This is a genomic window from Onishia taeanensis (genome assembly GCF_900100755.1).
GTDB classification, from domain to species: domain Bacteria; phylum Pseudomonadota; class Gammaproteobacteria; order Pseudomonadales; family Halomonadaceae; genus Onishia; species Onishia taeanensis.
In genome coordinates this window covers 78463-96534 of record NZ_FNCI01000009.1, presented here as the reverse complement: position 1 = coordinate 96534, position 18072 = coordinate 78463, and the positions used below count along the sequence as shown (strand labels likewise).

The 18072-nt window shown below is 63.1% G+C and carries 20 protein-coding genes; 3 read left to right on the top strand and 17 right to left on the bottom strand.

Annotated elements, in window-relative coordinates; genetic code table 11:
* Positions 1 to 4 precede the first annotated feature (4 nt).
* The 6 genes from BLR71_RS11980 to BLR71_RS11955 form a co-directional block, all read right to left on the bottom strand.
* Positions 5 to 715, bottom strand: a complete 711-nt coding sequence (locus BLR71_RS11980; RefSeq protein WP_092526566.1) for a BamJ family beta-barrel-assembly machinery protein — start codon at positions 713 to 715, stop codon at positions 5 to 7.
* Positions 716 to 851: 136 nt separating this feature from the next.
* Positions 852 to 1292, bottom strand: coding sequence for a universal stress protein (locus BLR71_RS11975; protein WP_092526563.1), 441 nt, complete (start codon positions 1290 to 1292; stop codon positions 852 to 854).
* Positions 1293 to 1314: 22 nt separating this feature from the next.
* On the bottom strand, positions 1315 to 2601 hold the full coding sequence (locus BLR71_RS11970; RefSeq protein WP_092526559.1) for a TRAP transporter large permease: 1287 nt from the start codon (positions 2599 to 2601) through the stop codon (positions 1315 to 1317).
* A 28-nt stretch (positions 2602 to 2629) separates the two neighbouring features.
* Positions 2630 to 3205, bottom strand: coding sequence for a TRAP transporter small permease (locus BLR71_RS11965; RefSeq protein WP_092526556.1), 576 nt, complete (start codon positions 3203 to 3205; stop codon positions 2630 to 2632).
* A gap of 171 nt (positions 3206 to 3376) precedes the next feature.
* The gene (locus BLR71_RS11960) at positions 3377 to 4393 is read right to left on the bottom strand and encodes a TRAP transporter substrate-binding protein (RefSeq protein WP_092526553.1); all 1017 of its coding nucleotides are present in this window, start codon (positions 4391 to 4393) and stop codon (positions 3377 to 3379) included.
* A gap of 106 nt (positions 4394 to 4499) precedes the next feature.
* Entirely contained in the window at positions 4500 to 5072 is a 573-nt protein-coding gene (locus BLR71_RS11955) for a TIGR02444 family protein (protein WP_092526550.1), read from the bottom strand.
* A 69-nt stretch (positions 5073 to 5141) separates the two neighbouring features.
* Between BLR71_RS11955 and BLR71_RS11950 the strand changes: the two genes are divergently transcribed.
* On the top strand, positions 5142 to 7100 hold the full coding sequence (locus tag BLR71_RS11950) for an ABC-F family ATP-binding cassette domain-containing protein (RefSeq protein ID WP_092526547.1): 1959 nt from the start codon (positions 5142 to 5144) through the stop codon (positions 7098 to 7100).
* Between the two features lie 32 nt (positions 7101 to 7132).
* On the opposite strand, the gene dtd is transcribed toward BLR71_RS11950, so the two are convergent.
* The 4 genes from dtd to thiD all read right to left on the bottom strand — a co-directional run bounded on the left by dtd (position 7133) and on the right by thiD (position 10143).
* Positions 7133 to 7570: a D-aminoacyl-tRNA deacylase gene (gene dtd, locus BLR71_RS11945; RefSeq protein WP_092526543.1), complete on the bottom strand. Its 438-nt coding sequence runs from the start codon at positions 7568 to 7570 to the stop codon at positions 7133 to 7135.
* Between the two features lie 50 nt (positions 7571 to 7620).
* Positions 7621 to 8196 carry a chalcone isomerase family protein gene (locus tag BLR71_RS11940; RefSeq protein WP_245696425.1) on the bottom strand — a complete coding sequence of 192 codons (576 nt, stop codon included), beginning with the start codon at positions 8194 to 8196 and terminating at the stop codon, positions 7621 to 7623.
* A gap of 90 nt (positions 8197 to 8286) precedes the next feature.
* Positions 8287 to 9132 (bottom strand): universal stress protein, encoded by an 846-nt coding sequence (locus BLR71_RS11935; protein ID WP_092526540.1) that lies wholly within the window; start codon positions 9130 to 9132, stop codon positions 8287 to 8289.
* A 180-nt stretch (positions 9133 to 9312) separates the two neighbouring features.
* Complete coding sequence (gene thiD / locus BLR71_RS11930) at positions 9313 to 10143, bottom strand: bifunctional hydroxymethylpyrimidine kinase/phosphomethylpyrimidine kinase (RefSeq protein ID WP_092526661.1); 831 nt, start codon at positions 10141 to 10143, stop codon at positions 9313 to 9315.
* Positions 10144 to 10206: 63 nt separating this feature from the next.
* On the opposite strand from thiD, the gene BLR71_RS11925 reads away from it, so the two are divergent.
* Positions 10207 to 10641, top strand: a complete 435-nt coding sequence (locus tag BLR71_RS11925) for a YqaA family protein (protein WP_092526658.1) — start codon at positions 10207 to 10209, stop codon at positions 10639 to 10641.
* Positions 10642 to 10730: 89 nt separating this feature from the next.
* Here BLR71_RS11925 and BLR71_RS11920 read toward each other — a convergent pair whose 3' ends face one another.
* The 6 genes from BLR71_RS11920 to BLR71_RS11895 all read right to left on the bottom strand — a co-directional run bounded on the left by BLR71_RS11920 (position 10731) and on the right by BLR71_RS11895 (position 16536).
* A complete protein-coding gene (locus BLR71_RS11920) occupies positions 10731 to 11837 on the bottom strand; it encodes a TRAP transporter substrate-binding protein (RefSeq protein ID WP_092526537.1) in 1107 nt (368 codons plus the stop codon).
* Positions 11838 to 12003: 166 nt separating this feature from the next.
* Positions 12004 to 13407 (bottom strand): TRAP transporter large permease, encoded by a 1404-nt coding sequence (locus BLR71_RS11915; RefSeq protein ID WP_092526534.1) that lies wholly within the window; start codon positions 13405 to 13407, stop codon positions 12004 to 12006.
* Positions 13407 to 13961 (bottom strand): TRAP transporter small permease subunit, encoded by a 555-nt coding sequence (locus BLR71_RS11910; RefSeq protein WP_092526531.1) that lies wholly within the window; start codon positions 13959 to 13961, stop codon positions 13407 to 13409. The genes BLR71_RS11915 and BLR71_RS11910 overlap by 1 nt, the downstream gene beginning before the upstream one ends.
* 159 nt (positions 13962 to 14120) lie before the next feature.
* On the bottom strand, positions 14121 to 14936 hold the full coding sequence (locus tag BLR71_RS11905; protein WP_092526529.1) for an endonuclease/exonuclease/phosphatase family protein: 816 nt from the start codon (positions 14934 to 14936) through the stop codon (positions 14121 to 14123).
* A gap of 37 nt (positions 14937 to 14973) precedes the next feature.
* Positions 14974 to 15612: a thiol:disulfide interchange protein DsbA/DsbL gene (locus BLR71_RS11900; RefSeq protein ID WP_092526526.1), complete on the bottom strand. Its 639-nt coding sequence runs from the start codon at positions 15610 to 15612 to the stop codon at positions 14974 to 14976.
* A gap of 303 nt (positions 15613 to 15915) precedes the next feature.
* A complete protein-coding gene (locus BLR71_RS11895) occupies positions 15916 to 16536 on the bottom strand; it encodes a c-type cytochrome (RefSeq protein WP_092526523.1) in 621 nt (206 codons plus the stop codon).
* Between the two features lie 236 nt (positions 16537 to 16772).
* On the opposite strand from BLR71_RS11895, the gene yihA reads away from it, so the two are divergent.
* Positions 16773 to 17396, top strand: coding sequence for a ribosome biogenesis GTP-binding protein YihA/YsxC (gene yihA, locus BLR71_RS11890; protein ID WP_092526520.1), 624 nt, complete (start codon positions 16773 to 16775; stop codon positions 17394 to 17396).
* A 53-nt stretch (positions 17397 to 17449) separates the two neighbouring features.
* Here the strand turns inward: yihA and BLR71_RS11885 are convergent, their stop codons facing one another.
* Positions 17450 to 17872 (bottom strand): hypothetical protein, encoded by a 423-nt coding sequence (locus BLR71_RS11885; RefSeq protein ID WP_092526517.1) that lies wholly within the window; start codon positions 17870 to 17872, stop codon positions 17450 to 17452.
* Positions 17873 to 18072: the final 200 nt, after the last annotated feature.

The window sequence follows — 18072 nt, the reverse complement described above, 5'->3', positions numbered from 1 at the left end:
GAGATCAAGAGCCGTCGGCTTGATCGGCATCCGGATTGACGTCGAGCAGCTCGACCTTGAAGGTCAGCGTTTCGTTGGGGCCGATGGGGCCCTGACCGCTGCTGCCATAGGCGAGATCGGCCGGGATGTAGACCATCCAGGTGTCGCCGACGCTCATCATCTTCAGGGCTTCCTGCCAGCCCGGGATGACCTGGCCGACCTGGAAGCTGACCGGCTCACCGCGCTCGTAAGAGCTGTCGAAGACGGTGCCGTCGAGCAGTTTACCTTCGTAGTGAACCTGGACGGTGTCACCGGCGCTCGGGGTCTCGCCGTCACCGGCTTCCAGCACCTTGTACTGCAGGCCGGAAGCGGTGGTGGTGACGCCTTCTTTCTCTGCGTTCTCGGCGAGGAATTCCTCACCGGCTTCGAGGTTGGCGTTAGCCTCTTCCATGGCGGCTTCCTGACGCTTGGCCATGGCCTGCTGCTGGAATTGCTGCAGAGACTTCGCCATCGCCTCTTCGCTCATGGCCAGCTCGTTGCCGGCATAGACATCTTCGAGGGCCTGAGTGAAGGAATCGAGGTCGAGATCCTCAACGTCTTGGACCAGGCTCTGACCCAGGGTAACGCCCAGGCTATAGCCAAGCTTGGCATCGTCGGTCTCGGGGGCTGCCAGCGCATAGGGCGCTGCTGCGGTCAGCAGAGCGCCAATCGTGGCGGCTTTAACCAATGTCTTCATGAAGGGTCCTTGCAATCTTTGGGATGGATACGCAACCCTTCGGACTCTACCAAGCCTGATTGGGTTCCGCATCCGGTCGAATTGTCATGCGCAGGTGATCGTATCACCTGATCGGGTCACCCGCTCATCCCACCCGCTACACCACGAGGGTCGGGCAGTGGGACTGACTGGCCACGCGTTGGGAAACACTGCCGAGAAATGAGGCGCTCTTTTCGCCGCCGGCGCCCTGGGAACCTATCACGATCAGATCCACTTGGCGCTTCTTGGCGAAGCGCACGATGGTGCTGGATGGGCGGCCGCCCTTGACGAAGGCGCGCACCTCCGTGGCCCCCATCTTGAGCGCCCGATTCTTGGCGTCCACCGCGATCTCGGAGGCATATTCCTTGAGCGCGTCGTCAGGCAGATCAAGCTTGGCCGGGCGCACCATCGATAGCGACGCCTCGATCAGGCTGTGGTGCTTGAATACGCTCAGTACATAGAGTTCGGCGCCGGTCAGCTTGGCCAGCTCTACCGCTCTGAACAGCGCCTCGAGGGCGCCTCTCGAGCCGTCTACGGGTACTAGAATCTTCTTGAACATGGCGTCATTCCCTCCGTCAGGGTCAATCGGCGAAGGCAATATCGCGCAGGAACAGGGCGATTTGCGGGAACATGATCAGCAGAGCCGCCGCCAGGATCAGAATCAGGATGAACGGGGGCGTGCCCTTGATGACATCCAGGTAAGGCCGCTTGAAGATGGCGATGGCCGTGAAAATATCGCAACCGAAGGGCGGCGTCGCCGACCCGATAGCCACCTGCAGCGTGATCAGGATGCCGACCAGCACCGGGTCGAGCCCTGTGCTTTCGATCGCCGGAGCGAAGATCGGCGTCAGCACCAGAATCACCACGATGGGATCGACGAACATGCAGGCCACGAAGAAGGCCACACAGATGGCGATCAGCACTCCGGTAGGACCGGCCTCGTTGATGCCCACCGACTCGAGGATCGCCTGCGGAATTTGCGCGAAGGAGATGATCCAGGAGAAGCCGTTACCGACCCCGACCAGAATGAACACCACGGCGGTGATCAGGCCGGTGGACTTGGCGATGGTGTAGATATCATACATCTTCAGCGAGCGGAAAATCACGAACTCCAGCAGGATGGCGTAGAGCACGCAGGCCGCCGCCGCTTCTGTGGGGCTGAAAATGCCGCCATAGATGCCGCCGACGATGATCACCGGAAAGCCGAGCGGCCAAAGCGCCTGCTGCACGGCCGTCATGCGTTCACGCCAGGTGGCGCGCGGCTCGGTGGGCACGCCCTTGATGACCGCATAGAGCACGCAGTAGATCGAGAACATCAGCAGAATCAAGAGCCCCGGGCCGATGCCGGCGATGAACAGCTCACCGATCGAGGTACCCGAGATGACGCCGTAAATGATCATGCCGATGCTCGGCGGGATCAGGAAGGCGATGTCACTGGCGTTGATGATCAGCGCCAAAGTGAAGGAGTCCGAGTAGCCGGCCTTGAGCATCTTGGGGCGCAGTGGCGAACCGACCGCCACCACCGTGGCCTGGGTCGAGCCCGAAACGGCGCCGAACAGGGTGCAAGAGGCAGCGGTGCTGACTGCAAGCCCGCCTTTGATATGGCCGATAAAGGACATGACCATGGCGATCAGACGGTTGGCCGACTGTCCCCGGGTCATGATGTCGGCGGCCAGGATGAACATCGGTACGGCAATCAGCGACGCCGGACGGATACCCGCCAGCATCTGCTGGATGAAGGTTTCCATCTGCCCGAAACCGTTGAACATCATGAAGAAACCGATGACGGCCGCCGTAATCAGCGGAATCATCATCGGGAAGCCCAGCAACAGCAGGGCTATCATGGTCGATACCATTATTGTCGTCATCGCGCGCTCCTGCGAGTTAGCCCTGTCGTCAGACTTCCGTTTCCGTATCTTTATAACCGTCCACCACCGAGGTCGAGAGGTAGACGTCTCGTGTGCGGAAGTTCTTGATGCCGGTCAGGAGATACTGGATGCCGGTGATCAGGAAACCGATCGGGACCCAGATGTAGATAATGAAGATAGGAAAGCCAAGGGCGGGCAGGATGCGCCCCTTGCTGTACAGATCAAGAATGTAGAGTACTGAATAGTAGAGCAGGAAAAACATCACCAGCGAGGTGAAGAACGAGATACCGATCATTAGCGCCTTGCGGCCTCCCACGGGCAGGGCGTCATAGATCGCCGACATGCGGATATGCCGGCCATGGCGCGCTGCATAGCCGATACCTGCGAAGGTGATCATGATGATCAGAATGCGATTGATCTCGCCGGAGAAGAAAATACTTTCACCGAACACGAAGCGGCCAACGACGTTGGCTACGGTGTTGATCGCCATCAACAGCACGCCGAGGGCCAGAATCACGGCCTCCAGACGGCTGATGGCGGTATCGATCAGCCCCAGTACCCCGGGAAGCCCGGAGGTATAGGCTCTTTCTTCCTCGTCGGACATATAGACACTCCCTTGAACGGGTTCCCCGAATCTAGGCCCCCTCATTGTCAGGCTACAAGAAACCCGGCAATCGATGGTGGCCCGATCTCAACGCTGGGTGTACGTTGGGGAATCGGAAACGAAAAAAAGGGGGCAGCCGTGGCCGCCCCCTTGGCGTGCTAGTGAGAGCCGTTACTCTCCGGTCACGGCCTTCAGATCGGCATTGAACTGGTCCAGCAGTTCCTTACCGCTTTCACCGGTCATTTCGATGAAGGCTTCCTCGACCTGCGGGGCGCGCTCCTTGAAGGCCTGCATTTCTTCTTCGGTCAGGCGCGTCACGGTCACATCATCGGAGGCTGCCTGAATCTTCTCGAGAGATTCCTCGGCGAGGCCCTGGATGTGCTCCATGGTCTTGGCGTAGGCCGCATCGGTCGCGTCCTGCACCAGCTGCTTGTCTTCGTCGGAGAGGCCGTCGTAGAAGTCTTGGTTGGCCATCATGGCGGTCGTGAACCAGCCGTGACGAGTAAAGGTCAGATTCGGAGACACCTCATACAGACCGCCGGACTCGATCCAGAAGATCGGGTTTTCCTGGCCGTCGATGATGCCAGTCTGCAGCGCGCCATAGACTTCACCCCAGGGCAGCGGGGTCGGCGTCGCGCCAAAGGCGTTGTAGGTTTCCGAGAGCAGCGGGTTGGTCATCACGCGGATCTTCTTGTTGTCGAAGTCCGCCGGGCTGTGGATCGGCTCGTTGGCGGTGACGACCATCTCGCCTTCCGGGTACATCTGCAGAAGCTTGAGGCCCTGCTCAGCATAGAGCTTGGGGAACATCTCGTTGATGGCCTTGCTCTCGTCGAAGAACTCGAGCACGTCCTGCATGTCGGTCGGCATCAGGTACGGGATGAAGAAGATCTGCGCTTCGGGAATCAGTGCACCGGTGAAGCCGGGGGACTGGTTGACGAATTGCAGGATGCCGTTCTGTGTCTGCTCCATGATGTCGTCGGATTCACCGAGTTCACCGAAGCGATAGATTTGCAGGGTGTTGTCGGAATTGGACTCGATGTAATCCTTGAAGGCTACGGCGAAGACGTCCTGAACGTCGCCTTCATATTCCTCGTGCGCATAACGCCAGTTGTCGGCGAAGGACGCCGTGGATAGCCCCAGCATCAGAGCACCCACACTGGCAGTGGTCAGCAGTTTTTGCACCTTCATTATTGTCATCCCCTTAGCCACATTGGGCATTGGATTGGCCGCAAGACTCGACCGCAAACTTTTACCCGTAAAACGGCGAATTTAATAAGGTCTTTCTACTCAAACACTAGTCCGACGGACTTGGGGGGTCAAGACGCGCCTTCAGGATATGCAGGGCACGAAGATTGGAAAATGTCGGTGCTGCAAGCCAAGTGCTCAGGCGCCTGGCCAGATGAGGGTCTGCCTGAGTGAGGGGGCGAATGCCCTGCCCCGTGCTGGCCAATGCTTCCAGTTGCGTCAGTGCCTCACGCTCGGCGAGCAGTTCGGCCTGCTTGATCGTTTCCCGTAGCTCGGCGATGGCCGGGTTGGCGAGCGCTTGCACCTTGAGTGCCCGACGCTGGCGCCTCAAGGGTGAGGTGACCTGCTCTTGCCAGGCGCGCACCTCGCCCCATAGCGGGTGGTCGGCGTCGGCGAGCGCCTCTTCAGGCGTCAGGCCATGGGTATCGAGCCAGCAGGCCCACAGCAGGGCGTTGACGTCCAGGCCCGCGCCGTCCTGTAGCTGCAGGCAGGCCGCCTCGATGCCGGGGCGGGCGTAGAAGGCCAGGGCGAAGTCCCATAGCGAGCGTCGCCAGGCGGGCGTGGCCTCGTCGTCAATTGGGCCCCGCAAGTGTCGGCGCAATTCGGTAGAATCCATGCTCATGATGTCGTCACTGCCCGAGGGGTTGACCGGAGGGTGGGGCGCGAACTTTTTGATACTCCGGAGTCAGGCATGATTGCACTGCGTCAACTCAGTCTGCAACGCGGGACCCAGACGCTGGTCGAGGATGCCGACCTGACCCTGCACGACGGCCACAAGGCCGGCATCGTGGGCGCCAATGGTGCTGGCAAGTCGAGCCTGTTCAAGCTGCTGCTCGGCGAGCTGGCCCCCGACAAGGGGCAGCTCGAGATGTCCGGCGGTCAGCGCATCGCCCATATGGATCAGGAAATCGAGGCATTGGACGGGGCCATCGTCGATTACGTGCTGGATGGCGATCAGGAGCTGCGCGCTACCGAGCAGGCCCTGGCCGCCGCTCAGGCAAGTGGCGATAGCCATCGCGAGGCCGAGCTGCACGGCGCCATCGAGGCACTGGATGGCTACAGCGCCCGGGCGCGCGCCTCGCAGCTACTGGTCGGCCTGGGGTTCGATCAGGGCGACCTGGAGCGCCCGCTGTCGGACTTTTCGGGGGGCTGGCGGATGCGCGTGAACCTGGCGCGCACCTTGTTCATGCCCTCTGACCTGCTGCTGCTCGATGAGCCGACCAACCACCTGGACCTCGATGCGCTGCTGTGGCTCGAACAGTGGCTCGCCCGCTACCCCGGCACGCTGCTGCTGATTTCTCACGACCGGGACTTCCTGGATGCGGTCTGCGATCACATCGTGCACTTCTACCAGCAGCGACTGACCCTGTATCGCGGCAATTACTCGACCTTCGAGCGCACCCGCGCCGAAAAACTCGCCCAGCAGCAGGCCGAGGCCGCCAAGCTGCAGGCTCGTCGGGCGGAGATCGAGCGCTTCGTGGCGCGTTTTCGCGCCCAGGCCACCAAGGCGCGTCAGGCGCAGAGCCGCCTGAAGATGCTCGAGCGCATGGGCACCGTCGCCCAGGCGCATGTGGATTCGCCCTTTCATTTCACGCTGCCCTCGGCCGACAAGACCTCGCATCCGCTGCTGGTGCTCGATGAGGCCCGGCTTGGCTACATGACCGAGGACGGCGAACGGGTTCAGCTCGATGACGTCAAGCTGACCCTGCTGCCCGGTCAGCGCATCGGCCTGCTGGGGCCCAACGGCGCCGGCAAGTCGACCCTGATCAAGTCGCTGACCGGCGAGCTTTCGCCCCTGGCGGGCAAGCGAGTCGCCGGCGAGCACCTGGCCATCGGCTATTTCGCCCAGCATCAGCTCGAAGGGCTTGATCTGGGGGCCACGCCCTTCCTGCACGTGCAGCGGCTTTCGCCGACCGCCAGCGATCAGGCGATTCGCAACTTTCTCGGCGGTTTCGGGTTTCGCGGCGATGATATCTTCGCCCAGGTCGGCAGCTTCTCCGGGGGCGAAAAAGCGCGCCTTGCGCTGTCGCTGGTGGCCTGGCAAAAGCCCAACCTGCTGCTGCTCGATGAGCCCACCAACCACCTGGATCTCGAGATGCGCGAAGCGCTGACCGAGGCATTGGCAGGCTTCGAGGGCACGGTGATCATCGTGTCGCACGACCGCCACCTGCTGCGGGCCACCGTCGATGAGTTCTGGCGCGTCGCCGATCATCGGGTGACGCCCTTCGATGGCGATCTCGAGGACTATCGCGCCTGGCTCAAGCAGCGTCTGGAAGCGTCGCGCCGCGAGGCCCGCGCCGACAAGGTCGAGGACAGCGCGGCCCGCGCCGCCTCAGGCGGCGTGCAGAAGGATGACCGCAAGGCTCAGCGTCGCGCCGCGGCGGAGCTGCGCGAGAAGCTGCGCCCGCTCAAGCGCGAGTGCGACAAGGCCGAAAAGGAGCTCAATCAGGTCGTCGAGGCGCTCACCGCACTGGAGGCAGAGCTTGCCGATGCCGAGCTCTATACCGACCCGGCACGCAAGGATGAGCTGGCCAAGAAGCTGGCCCGCCAGGCCGAGCTGACCAGCCGTCAGGAGCGCCTGGAAGAGCGCTGGATGGAAGCCGCCGAGATCATGGAAGCCGAAGAGCAGGCGCTGCTGGCCGAGGACTGAAAGAATCGAGGCCTCGCCTGCTGTCGTCGGCCTCAGCTTTCCAGCAGGAAGGTCACCGGGCCGTCGTTGGTGAGCTCGACCTGCATGTCGGCGCCGAACTCTCCGCAGGCGACATTCGACCAGCGGGCACGGGCCGCATCGACCAGGTACTGATAAAGGCGCTCGCCCTCGGCGGGAGGTGCGGCGCTGGAGAAGCTGGGCCGCAGGCCCTTGCGGGTATCGGCGGCCAGGGTGAACTGGGACACCAGCAGCAGGCCGCCCTCGACCTGCTGAAGGTTGAGGTTCATCTTGTCATCGGCGTCACCGAAGACCCGGTAGTGCAGCAGCTTGTGCAGCAGCTTGTCGGCCCGCACTTCGTCGTCGTCGCGCTCGACGCCGACCAGCACCGCAAGGCCCTGGCCGATGCTACCGGTCTCTCGTCCCGCCACGCTGACACGGGCGTGGCTGACGCGCTGAATCAAGGCTCTCATGGCGGCTTCCCCTGGCTGAATGAAAGGGGCCAGCCTAGCATGGAGGCGTCTCAGCGCCCCAGCAGGGCATCGCGGAAGTCATCTCCCAGCGGTTTGTCGCCGAGCCAGATGCCGAACAGGGCGTTGGCCAGGGTCAGATCGTTAGCCGCGAAGACTCTTTCGCCGTTGAGCGCCAGGCTCAGGGTCTTGCCGTCCCAGCTCAGCATATAGCGGTCTCCCGGGTCGACGTCGCGATACTGGCGACTGAAGGCCTCGACTCGCTGGCGAATCTGCTGGTAGGCATCGTCGCTCATGCCGTCGCGCAGGGTGTCCTCGGTGGCCTTGGCGAAGTCCTCGGCCGTGATGGCGTGGAAGTACTCGAGCTCCAGGCGCCTCGGCACGTCTGACTGAGGTGCCGGTTCGGGCTCGTCGCTGGCCTGGTAGTAGGCGCCGGCGTAGGCATCCCACATCAGGTAGCGAAACATGCCGCTGCCGATCAGCCGGTAGGACTGCCCCTGCTGCTCGATCCGGGTAGGAAAGGTGGCTCCCTCGATTTCGACCTGTTCCTGAGCGAGTGCGGTCGGGGCGATAAACATGGTCAGGAGCCAGGCGATCAGCGGAATGAGTCGCGTCAGGGGCAGGTGCATGCATCTTTCTCCGGCAGCGTAGGGATACAAAGAGGAAAACTCATCGGGCCTCATTAAGGACACGTTGGCCGGAGAAAGGTTCGCCAAGCGTTACCAGGCGCGACAGACCATGACATCGCAGTGGGTTTCTGCCAGCAGTCGCTCGCTGAGATGGCCCCGGGCTTGCCAGTCGCCGCGGCTGCCCAGCGCCAACAGATCAGGGGCGCGGCGGCGCAGGCGGTTCATCAGCACCGTTTCGGGGTTGCCCTGTTCGAGTTCCAGCTCCAATTCCGGCACGTCGTCGAGGGTGGCCATCAGGGTCTCGACCTCGGCCTGCAGCTGGCGGCGCAACTGGCGCACGCGGGTATCGCGCCACTGGGCATAGTTCGGCGTCGAGCCAAGCTCTCGCTCGCCGGGCAACTCCCAGGCATGCAGCAGGGTCAGTTGCGCGGCGGGGAAGCGCTTTAGGGTCTCGCGCAGCGCGTTGCGACAGGTCAGCGAGAAGTCCACGGGCACCAGGATATCGCGCCAAGTCTGCGTCGGTGGATGGCTGACCGACACCACCGGGCAAGGGGCGCCTCGCAGCACCCGCGCCAGGGTGGTGCCGGCGACCAGGTCGGGCTGGCCGCGCTTGCGATGGGCACCCATCACGATCAACTCGACCTCGCGCTCGTGGGCTTCGCGGATGATCTCGGCATAGGGGGCGCCGGCCACCGTTTGGATCAGGCATTCCGGCGCGGGGATCGCATAGTCCTCGCGGATGTCGGTGAGCATGCGCTCCATCTCGGCGATCACCGCCTGCTCGAGATCATGCAGGGCCGCATGGGGCAGGTAGGGGTCGAGGACGTGCAGTACATCGAGTCGCGCACTGCTTTCCAGCGCCAGGCGGATGGCCCGGCCGAAGGCGGCACGATTCTCGGCGGACAGGTCACAGGCGAACAGCAGGGTGCGGGTCATGGTCTCCCTCCCTCTCGTCTCGCGCATCAGTCGGCGCGGGGCAGGCAGCTTTCAGCATGGTGTCAGTTGCCGATGCCTGCAAGGCGGATCATGGCGATGGTGTCCCTTCGGCGTATCCGTCGCCTCGTCGCTTTATCACCGCGCTCTTTGTCACCGCTATCTCTGTCACCGCTCTCTTTATCACCACCAGGCGTGGAAATGATGCACGGGGCCGCGGCCCTGGCCGATCTGCAGGCGGTGACTGGCTTCCAGGGCGGCATGCAGCCAGCGCTTGGCGTCGCCGATGGCGCCTACGATATCGGCCTGAGAGGCATCGGCCGGCAGGCGCGACAGCTCGGCGGCTATCGCCGAGGATAGCGCACAGCCGGTGCCGTGCAGGTTGTCGGTGGCCACCCGTGGGGCCGGCAGCCAGGCGCTGTCGGTGGGCGTGGCCAGCAGGTCCGGGCAGGCGCTACCGGCCAGATGTCCGCCCTTCAGCACCACATAGGGGGCCTTGAGCGCCTGCAGGCCGGGCAGCATGGCCTCCATGGCGTCGGGGGTCTCGGGGACCCCGCCATCCAGCAGCACGGCGGCTTCGGGCAGGTTGGGGGTGATCACGTCGGCCAGGGGGACTAGTATCTCGCGCACCGCTCGGATGCCCTCGGCGTCGACCAGAATATCGCCGCTCTTGGCCACCATGACCGGGTCGAGCACGATCCAGCGGGGGCGTCGCTTGCTCAGCACATCGTATAGCGTTTCGGCGACCTCGCGACTGGCCACCATGCCGATCTTGACCGCGTCGATGGCAACGTCATCGAGCAGGTTGTCGAGCTGCTCACGGATGACCTCGGCAGGCACCGGGTGAACCATCGCCACGCCGCGGGTATTCTGAGCGATCACCGCGGTGATGACGTTGGTCGCATAGGTGCCGAGAGCCGATAGCGTCTTGATATCGCCCTGCAGGCCGGCGCCGCCCGAGGGGTCGGAGCCGGCGATGGTCAGGGTATGGGGAATGCGAGGAGAGGTAGACATCGAGGCATCGTCTTGTAGCCGGAAAACGCCGCTCAGCATACGCCAGTCGTGGCGGTGGCGGCCATGCTGAGTCTGTTTCTGGTGGCCTTGGCCAGTGCCACCCTGCTGCCGGGTGGCTCCGAGCTGTGGCTGGCGCGGCTGTGGTGCCAGGGCGAGCCGGCGCTTGTGCTGTGGGGCCTGGCCACCGCCGGCAATACCCTGGGTAGCTTGATCAACGTGGCCCTGGGCCGCTATGCCCGCCACTACCAGGATCGGCGCTGGTTTCCGGTGTCTCCGCGGGGGCTGGCGCGGGCCGAACGGGGCTACCGACGCTTTGGGGAGGCAAGCCTGCTTTTGGCCTGGGCGCCGGTGATTGGCGATCCGCTAACGGTGCTGGCGGGTCTTTTCCGCCTGCCCTGGTGGCGGGCCACACTGTGGATACTGATCGCCAAGGGCGGGCGCTATGCGCTGGTGCTGTGGCTCGCCGAGCGCTTGCTGGCGCCGCTGTGCGCCGGTTGAATGCCGATGTCGGGAGTAAAGCCAAGGCTCATAAGCAGAGGACAAAAAAGGGCCACCCGAAGGTGGCCCTTGTCTGAGTGGCGTGCGCCTTACTCGGTGGTGTCGCCCTCGGGGTTACGGGCGTTGTAGTAGGCCTGCTCGGAGATGGCGTGATAGTTCTCGACCTTCTCCTGGAAGCTGGTGTAGGAGTCATAGATCTTCTTGGCCATCTCGCTGGATTCCCCCAGCTCGGCGACGACATCGGCGGACAGCTCCTTGGCGCGGGCCAGCACGTCGTCCGGCAGGCGACGCAGCTCGACGTCATGCTCGTTGATCAGCGTTTCGAGTGCATCGTTGTTGCGTGCGGTGTACTCGTCGAGCATGTCGGCGTTGACGTCGCGGACCGCGGTCCTGAGGATCGCCTGAAGATCCGGCGGCAGGGTGGACATGGCCTCGTCGTTGACGATTGCCTCGAACATCACGGTCGGCTCGTGCCAGCCCGGATAGTAGTAATAGTCGGCCGCCTGATAGAGGCCAAAGGCCAGGTCGTTATACGGACCGATCCACTCGGTGGCATCGATGGCGCCTGACTGCAGCGAGGTGAAGATCTCGCCGCCCGGCATGTTGACGATGGCCACGCCCATGCGGCTCATGACCTCGCCGCCGAGGCCCGGCATGCGCATCTTGAGGCCGTCCAGGTCGGCGGTAGAGTTGATCTCCTTGTTGAACCACCCCCCCATCTGCACGCCGGACGCGCCGGCGACCATGACGTCGACCCCGAACGGCTCGTAGAGCTCGTTCCACAGCTCCATGCCACCGCCGTAGTGCAGCCAGGCGTTCATTTCCTGGGCGTTCATGCCGAAGGGCACGGCGGCGAAGAACTGGGCCGCCGGGGCCTTGCCCTTCCAGTAGTAGGAGGCGGAGTGGCCGAGCTCGGCGGTGCCTTCGGCAACGGCGTCGAAGACTTCGAAGCCGGGGACCAGCTGACCGGCGCCGTAAACGTCGATGGTCAGGCGGCCGTTGGACATTTCATCGACCAGCTTGGCCAGGCGCTCCGGTCCTTGGCCGACGCCGGGGAAGTTTTTCGGCCAGGAGGTGACCATCTTCCATTCGAAGGTTTCCTGAGCCTGGGCGGTGTTATCCACACCGGACACCAGGAACAGGCCGGAGGCGGCGGTGCTGATAGCAACGGCAGCGACGAGTGATTTGAGTTTCATGCGATACCCTCTCGTTATTTTGCGCATTGTTGTGGAGATTGTTGTGCGGGTTGTGGTGCGAGAGGCCCGCCTGAGCGGGCCGGCATGCAATGTGGGCCAGTGGCCCAGGGGCGGCACCGCGAGGGTGCCGGGAAACTTCATGTTCTTCTTATGTAGACAGCATCGGTCAGAATTGCGCTGGTAGCCAGGTGGCGAGTTCGGGGAAGAAGGCCAGGGCGATCAGCATGGCGATCTGCAGGCCGATGAACGGGATGACCCCCCGGTAGATGGCCGAAGTCGGCACCGACTCTGGCGCCACGCCACGCAGGTAGAACAGCGCGAAGCCAAAGGGCGGCGTCAGGAACGAGGTCTGCAGGTTGATGGCGATCATGATGCCCAGCCAGACCGGATCGAGCCCCATAGCCAGCAGAATCGGCCCGACGATCGGCACCACCACGAAGGTGATCTCGATGAAGTCGAGGATGAAGCCGAGCAGGAAGATCACCACCATCACCACCAGGGTTGCCCCCACCACGCCGCCCGGCATGTTGTTGAAGACCTCGTGGATCAGCTCTTCGCCGCCGAAGGCGCGGAACACCAGTGAGAACAGCGCCGCGCCGATCAGGATCAGGAACACCATGGTGGTGACGTGAGCGGTAGAGCGCAGCGCTTCCTTGAGGGTGTTGAAGTCCAGCTGGCGGTAGGCCAGGGCCAGCACCAGGGCGCCGAAGGCACCCACCGCCGACGCCTCGGTGGGCGTGGCGAAGCCGCCGAGGATCGAGCCCAGCACCGCAATGATCAGCACGATCGGCGGCACCAGGCCCTTGAGCAGCAGGGTGAACAGACTGCCCTGATGACCCAGCTCCTCCATCAGCTCTTCACGGTCGGCAGGCGGCGCCGCCTCGGGCTTGAGCCAGGCAATGAAGGCGACATAGGCGATGTAGAGCGCCACCAGGATCAGGCCAGGCACCAGCGCGCCCATGAACAAGTCACCGACCGAGACGGTCTTGGGACTGAAGATGCCCATCGACAGCTGGGCCTGCTGATAGGCGGATGACAGAACGTCACCCAGCAGTACCAGGGCGATAGACGGCGGAATGATCTGACCCAGGGTGCCGGTGGCACAGATGGTGCCGGTGGCCAGCGGCATGCTGTAGCCGCGCTTGAGCATGGTCGGCAGCGACAGCAGGCCCATGGTCACCACGGTGGCGCCGACGATGCCGGTAGAGGCCGCCAGCATCATGCCCACCAGGGTCACCGAGATGCCCAGGCCGCCGCGCAGCGAGCCAAACAGCAGCGCCATGGCATCGAGCAGTGTCTCGGCGACCTTAGACTTCTCGAGCAATACGCCCATCAGCACGAACAGTGGCACCGCCAGCAGAGTCTGGTTGGTCATGATGCCGTAGAGGCGATTCGGGAAGGCCGACAGGAAGCTGGGGTCGAAGTGGGCATTGATGCCGAGCGCTTCGAGGCCCATGCCGAGGCCGGCAAAGGCAAGCGCGGTGCCGGCCAGCGACAGGGCGACCGGGAAACCGAACATCAGCACCACGCAGATGACGGCGAACAGGATCAGGGGCATGAATTCCAGCATTACAGCAGTTCCTCAGCGTCGTCATCGTGGGTCGGCGACAGGCGCCCGGTCAGGATCATGGCGTTACGTGCGATCTCGACGATTCCCTGCAGCATCATCAGGCCCGCGAATGCAGGGATCAGTGTCTTGAGCAGAAAGACGCCGGGGATACCGCCGGACTCCGGCGAGCCTTCATGTATCGCCCAGGATTTTTCCACATAGCCAAGACTCGACAGGATCACGAAGATCATCACCGGCATCAGCAGGAAGAGGGTGCCGAGCAGGTCGACCAGCGCCTTCTTGCGCGCCGTCATGGCGCGATAGAAGATATCGACCCGCACATGGCCATCGTGCTTGAGGGTGTAGCCGGCAGCCAGCATGAAGACGCTGGCGTGCATATACATCACCGACTCCTGCATCGGGATGCTGTTGAAGTTGAAGGCGTAGCGCAGCACCACGATCAGGAACTGGATCAGCATCATGATCAGGATCAACCAGGCCAGGCTTTTGCCCAGCCATTCGGAGGTCTGGTCAAGCCTGGCAAAGATGCCCGGCAGAGTGGAAGAAGGGGGCATGAGAGTCTCGCTTTGGGTATCCAACGTAGGTCGACGCTGCAGGCTCGCCAGCCATGGCAAGCCGAGCGGGCGGTAACTACCACCATGGTCGATGAGTGTACGTTATTTGCCTAAGCGCTGTTACGGCAAGCACTTATCCATTGGTCGAATTAATTGGTCTTACCTATTGCCCAGGGCGGCAATGCATGCCGCTGGCAGGGTGATATCGACGGCGATCGGCAAATGGTCGGAGAACAGCTGGTCGAGCACGCGCACTTCGGTGGCGGCGAGGGACCTGGAGAGCAAAATGTGATCCAGCGCCCGACGCGGCTGCCAGGATGGGTAGCTCAAGGGGGGAAGCACCGGGTCTAGCGGCAAGGCGGCGCAGAACCGGTCGTGGGAGTGCAGTTGTTCAGGGGTGCAGTTCAGATCGCCCATCACCACCACGTGGTGAAGAGGGCTGATGATCTCGCTCAGGTAATCCAGCTGCCGGGAGCGGGTGCGATAGCCCAGCGCCAGATGGGCGACGAAGAGGTGCAGGGCGTCTGGGCCGGTGCCGAATTGGGCATGGATGGCGCCGCGTCCGGGTAGGGTGCCGGGGAGGCGATGCTCCATGAGCTGCGTGGGCTTGAGCCGCGACAGTAGACCATTGCTGTGCTGGGCGACCCGCCCCAGGTTGCGATTAAGCTGCTGATAGTGATGAGGAAATTTGGCCTTGCTGGCCAGGTACTCGACCTGGTTGACGTGGTTGGACCGAAAGCTGCCCCCGTCGACCTCCTGCAGGCCGACGAGGTCAAAGTCCTTAAGCACGTCGCTCATCATCGCGAGACGGTCGAGGCGACGAGGGTGCGGCAGCAGGTGCTGCCAGCTGCGGGTCAGATAATGATGGTACGCCGAGGTCTGAATGCCGACCTGCAGGTTGAAGGTCAGCAAACGCAGGAGGTGGCTGTCGTGAGGCAGCCAATGGCCTTCGGCGCGGGGCATGGCGTGACTCATGACACACCTGCCCCGTATCTGGAAGCGTGTGTCTCGCTCATGAGGCGTCGTCGCGTTCCTCGCGGACCTGGTCGATGAGCTCGCCGGCGATCTGAGGCATGTTCTCGAGGCTGCCGGCGCTCGAGGGAGTGATCACATAGCGGCCGTCGACGATCAGGGCCGGCACGCCCATTAGCTGCATGGCGCGCATGCGGGCATGGGCCTGGTTGACCTCGCTCTTGACGCCGAAGGAGTTCAGCGCGTCGAGTGCGTCTTGCCTGCTGACACCGTAGTCGCTGAAGAAGGTGGCGATGTCTTCGGGGTCGGTCAACTGCTCGCCTTGCTGGTGGATCGCGTCGAAGAAATCCTCGTGAATCTCTTCCTGGATGCCCAACTGCTTGGCGGCATAGAACGCCATGGCGTGGCGATTCCAGGCACCGCCCATGGTGGCCGGCATGCGCTGGAAGGTCACGTCATCGGGTAATTCCGACACCCAGGCGTTAAGCGGTTTCTCGAGCTTGTAGCAGTGCGGGCAGCCGTACCAGAATGCTTCTGTGACCGCGATCTGGCCGTCCTCAACGCGGGTCGGCACCGGCTCGTCCAGCACTCGGTAGTGCTCGCCGGCAACCGTTGGGGCCGCCATGGCCAGGGTGGACATGCCGAGGCCGATGAGGGCAACGCTTAGTGTCTTGAGCATGCGACAGACTCTCCTTGAAAGGGCTTGTACGGATCGCGGAACCGTGAAGATATCCACAAAGGTAACAGGAAATGCCGGCGGGGTGAGCCCCAGCCACCGGCTTTGAGCCCAGCCGGGCGATAGGGTTCCATTAGCCGTGCACGCTGACAGCATATCTCGGCGCGGTGGCCATCAACGCAAAGAGCGGCCCCTGGCCGCCCTCATCGGATCTGCGCTCTAGCCCTCAACCTGCCGCCTTAGGCAGCCCCGTTCATGCAACGCTCGGGCACCGGTGGGCTGCTAGGCGCCTTTCTTATGCGGGACTCAATAAAGGCCCAAGACGTATTGGGAGACCGCCTGCATGTCGTCATCGCTCATCTTGCCGGCAATGGTGCGCATGATGGCATTAGGGTCGTTGTCTCGTTCGCCGGCGGCGAAGGCTTGGAGCGTGGACACGATATAGTCGGTTTTCTGGCCGGACAGCGCCGGGTAGGCCGCGGTGCCGATGCCTTGCCCCGTTGGGCTATGGCAGGCGCTGCAGGCCGGGATGCCCTTGGCCATATCGCCAGCACGATAGAGTTCCTGACCGCGGGCGATGACTTCCGCCGCTGCATCGACCTGGCCCAGGTTCGGCGCCTTGCTGGCAAAGTAGGCGGCCACGTCGGCGGCATCTTGGTCGGAGAAGTTATCGACCTGCCCGGCCATCTGGGGCACTACCCGCTTGCCGTCGCGGATGTCCAGGATCTGCTTGGTCAGGTAAGACGCCTGCTGCCCTGCGAGATTGGGGAAGATGCCCACGGCACTGATCCCTTCGGCGCCGTGACAGGCAGCGCAGGTCTGCGCCATTTCGCGACCCGCGGCCGGGTCGCCCTTGAGTTCGGCCTGGGTCACGCCGCTGGCGCTCAGGGTGATGGCCAAGCCTGCCAGTGCCAGTAACTTTCTCATCGCAAGTCCACTCTGCCTAAACGTGATGCCTGGCCGTGATTGACCGGTATGCCCTGGCGGAAGCGCCTCGCCGTGAGTGCGGCCTAACCGTCAGAGCGCTGTTCGCGGTCGGTGAGAGCGCGGTGGTACACTAGCGAACTCTATGGCGCAGATATTAGAAACTTCAGTATAGCCAGTACATCTAGCAACTTGAATTGCCCGTTCGTCGCCGTCAAGCCTCAGGATTCCCACCGATCATGCCGCGTCTCAATTATCAGACTGCCCGTTTCCTCACCAGTGCGCCGACGCTGGCCAAGTGCCCGCCCGACCTGGGCGTCGAAGTGGCCTTTGCCGGCCGCTCGAATGCAGGAAAATCCAGCGCCATCAATGCCCTGACGCAGCAGAAAGCGTTAGCGCGGACCTCCAAGACGCCCGGCCGCACCCAACTGATCAACTTCTTCGGCCTCGCCAATGGCGAAGAGTGTCGCCTGGTGGACCTGCCGGGCTATGGCTACGCCAAAGTGCCGGAGCAGGTCAAGCTCGAGTGGCAGCGTCACCTGGCGGAATATCTGCAGGAGCGTGATTCGCTGCGGGGCCTGGTATTGCTGATGGACGTGCGCCATCCGCTGACCGAGTTCGACGAGATGATGCTTGGCTGGGCCGACGACAAGGACATGCCGGTTCGCATCCTGCTGACCAAGGCCGACAAGCTGAAGCCTGGGGCGGCCAAGAACGCGTTGCACAATGTGCGCGGGCGGCTGCGGGAGTGGGAAGACCTGGTATCGGTGCAGCTGTTTTCAGCGCTCAAGCGCCAGGGGGTCGATGAAGTGCATCGCCAGCTCGATGATTGGCTGCTGGGCGACGAGACAAGCTCAAGCTGATAAAGCAAGCGGAGCTCGGTCTTTCTAAGGCCGTGATCGAGCAGGTCAGACGGTTAGAACACCCAGACCGGCGCCGCCTGACGGTGATGATCGAGGAGTCGCTGGCGCAGAGTCTTTAGACACTCCGCCGTGCAGCCGGCACCTTCCAGGTCGGCCACATCGCGCTCCGAGCGCGGTGGCCAGGTGCGCCGGGGCGCTTCACCTAGCCCCGCCCAGGCCTTTATCGACGGCGCGGTGTTGGCCGTGCCGCTCACTGTGACAGCGGCGACAGCGGGCTTGGCTATTGTCTCTTGAATGGCTTGTGTCGGCAGCGAAGCCTGGCTGTGATTGAGCATCGGGTTGAGGGATGCGGCGCTGAGCCCCCAGCCAAGCAATATGGCCAACACCAGTGCCAGGAGAGGGGATGGGCTTTGTAAGCCTCTGGGGCTGGGGAAAAAGCCTGCCTTGGCCGAGGCGGTGCAGTCGAGAGGGTGCATGGGCGGTGCCTCCTATACATATCCTGTACAAGAGTATGGTTCTGCGCCGCTATTTGTACAAGAGTTTCCGTGGGCTCGTCGCGGCTCAAGCACGACCTTTGCTCACCAGCGGGCTCTGGCCATGCTTCTTTCCCGCCTTGCTTTTTCCAGCCTCGCTTGCCCCGTCCCCGTCAATCAGCTTTCAGCAATGCGCTTGGGGC

Bases quoted from the DNA above. Each gene is read 5' to 3' on its own strand.
- dtd (WP_092526543.1), bottom strand. From the start codon at position 7,570: ATGAGAGCCTTGATTCAGCGCGTCAGCCACGCCCGTGTCAGCGTGGCG.
- BLR71_RS11905 (WP_092526529.1), bottom strand. From the start codon at position 14,936: ATGAGTCACGCCATGCCCCGCGCCGAAGGCCATTGGCTGCCTCACGAC.
- BLR71_RS11895 (WP_092526523.1), bottom strand. From the start codon at position 16,536: ATGAGAAAGTTACTGGCACTGGCAGGCTTGGCCATCACCCTGAGCGCC.
- BLR71_RS11965 (WP_092526556.1), bottom strand. From the start codon at position 3,205: ATGTCCGACGAGGAAGAAAGAGCCTATACCTCCGGGCTTCCCGGGGTA.
- BLR71_RS11915 (WP_092526534.1), bottom strand. From the start codon at position 13,407: ATGCTGGAATTCATGCCCCTGATCCTGTTCGCCGTCATCTGCGTGGTG.
- yihA (WP_092526520.1), top strand. From the start codon at position 16,773: ATGCCGCGTCTCAATTATCAGACTGCCCGTTTCCTCACCAGTGCGCCG.
- BLR71_RS11975 (WP_092526563.1), bottom strand. From the start codon at position 1,292: ATGTTCAAGAAGATTCTAGTACCCGTAGACGGCTCGAGAGGCGCCCTC.
- BLR71_RS11970 (WP_092526559.1), bottom strand. From the start codon at position 2,601: ATGACGACAATAATGGTATCGACCATGATAGCCCTGCTGTTGCTGGGC.
- BLR71_RS11935 (WP_092526540.1), bottom strand. From the start codon at position 9,132: ATGACCCGCACCCTGCTGTTCGCCTGTGACCTGTCCGCCGAGAATCGT.
- BLR71_RS11940 (WP_245696425.1), bottom strand. From the start codon at position 8,196: ATGCACCTGCCCCTGACGCGACTCATTCCGCTGATCGCCTGGCTCCTG.
- BLR71_RS11980 (WP_092526566.1), bottom strand. From the start codon at position 715: ATGAAGACATTGGTTAAAGCCGCCACGATTGGCGCTCTGCTGACCGCA.
- thiD (WP_092526661.1), bottom strand. From the start codon at position 10,143: ATGTCTACCTCTCCTCGCATTCCCCATACCCTGACCATCGCCGGCTCC.
- BLR71_RS11920 (WP_092526537.1), bottom strand. From the start codon at position 11,837: ATGAAACTCAAATCACTCGTCGCTGCCGTTGCTATCAGCACCGCCGCC.
- BLR71_RS11910 (WP_092526531.1), bottom strand. From the start codon at position 13,961: ATGCCCCCTTCTTCCACTCTGCCGGGCATCTTTGCCAGGCTTGACCAG.
- BLR71_RS11950 (WP_092526547.1), top strand. From the start codon at position 5,142: ATGATTGCACTGCGTCAACTCAGTCTGCAACGCGGGACCCAGACGCTG.
- BLR71_RS11885 (WP_092526517.1), bottom strand. From the start codon at position 17,872: ATGCACCCTCTCGACTGCACCGCCTCGGCCAAGGCAGGCTTTTTCCCC.
- BLR71_RS11900 (WP_092526526.1), bottom strand. From the start codon at position 15,612: ATGCTCAAGACACTAAGCGTTGCCCTCATCGGCCTCGGCATGTCCACC.
- BLR71_RS11960 (WP_092526553.1), bottom strand. From the start codon at position 4,393: ATGAAGGTGCAAAAACTGCTGACCACTGCCAGTGTGGGTGCTCTGATG.
- BLR71_RS11925 (WP_092526658.1), top strand. From the start codon at position 10,207: ATGCTGAGTCTGTTTCTGGTGGCCTTGGCCAGTGCCACCCTGCTGCCG.
- BLR71_RS11955 (WP_092526550.1), bottom strand. From the start codon at position 5,072: ATGAGCATGGATTCTACCGAATTGCGCCGACACTTGCGGGGCCCAATT.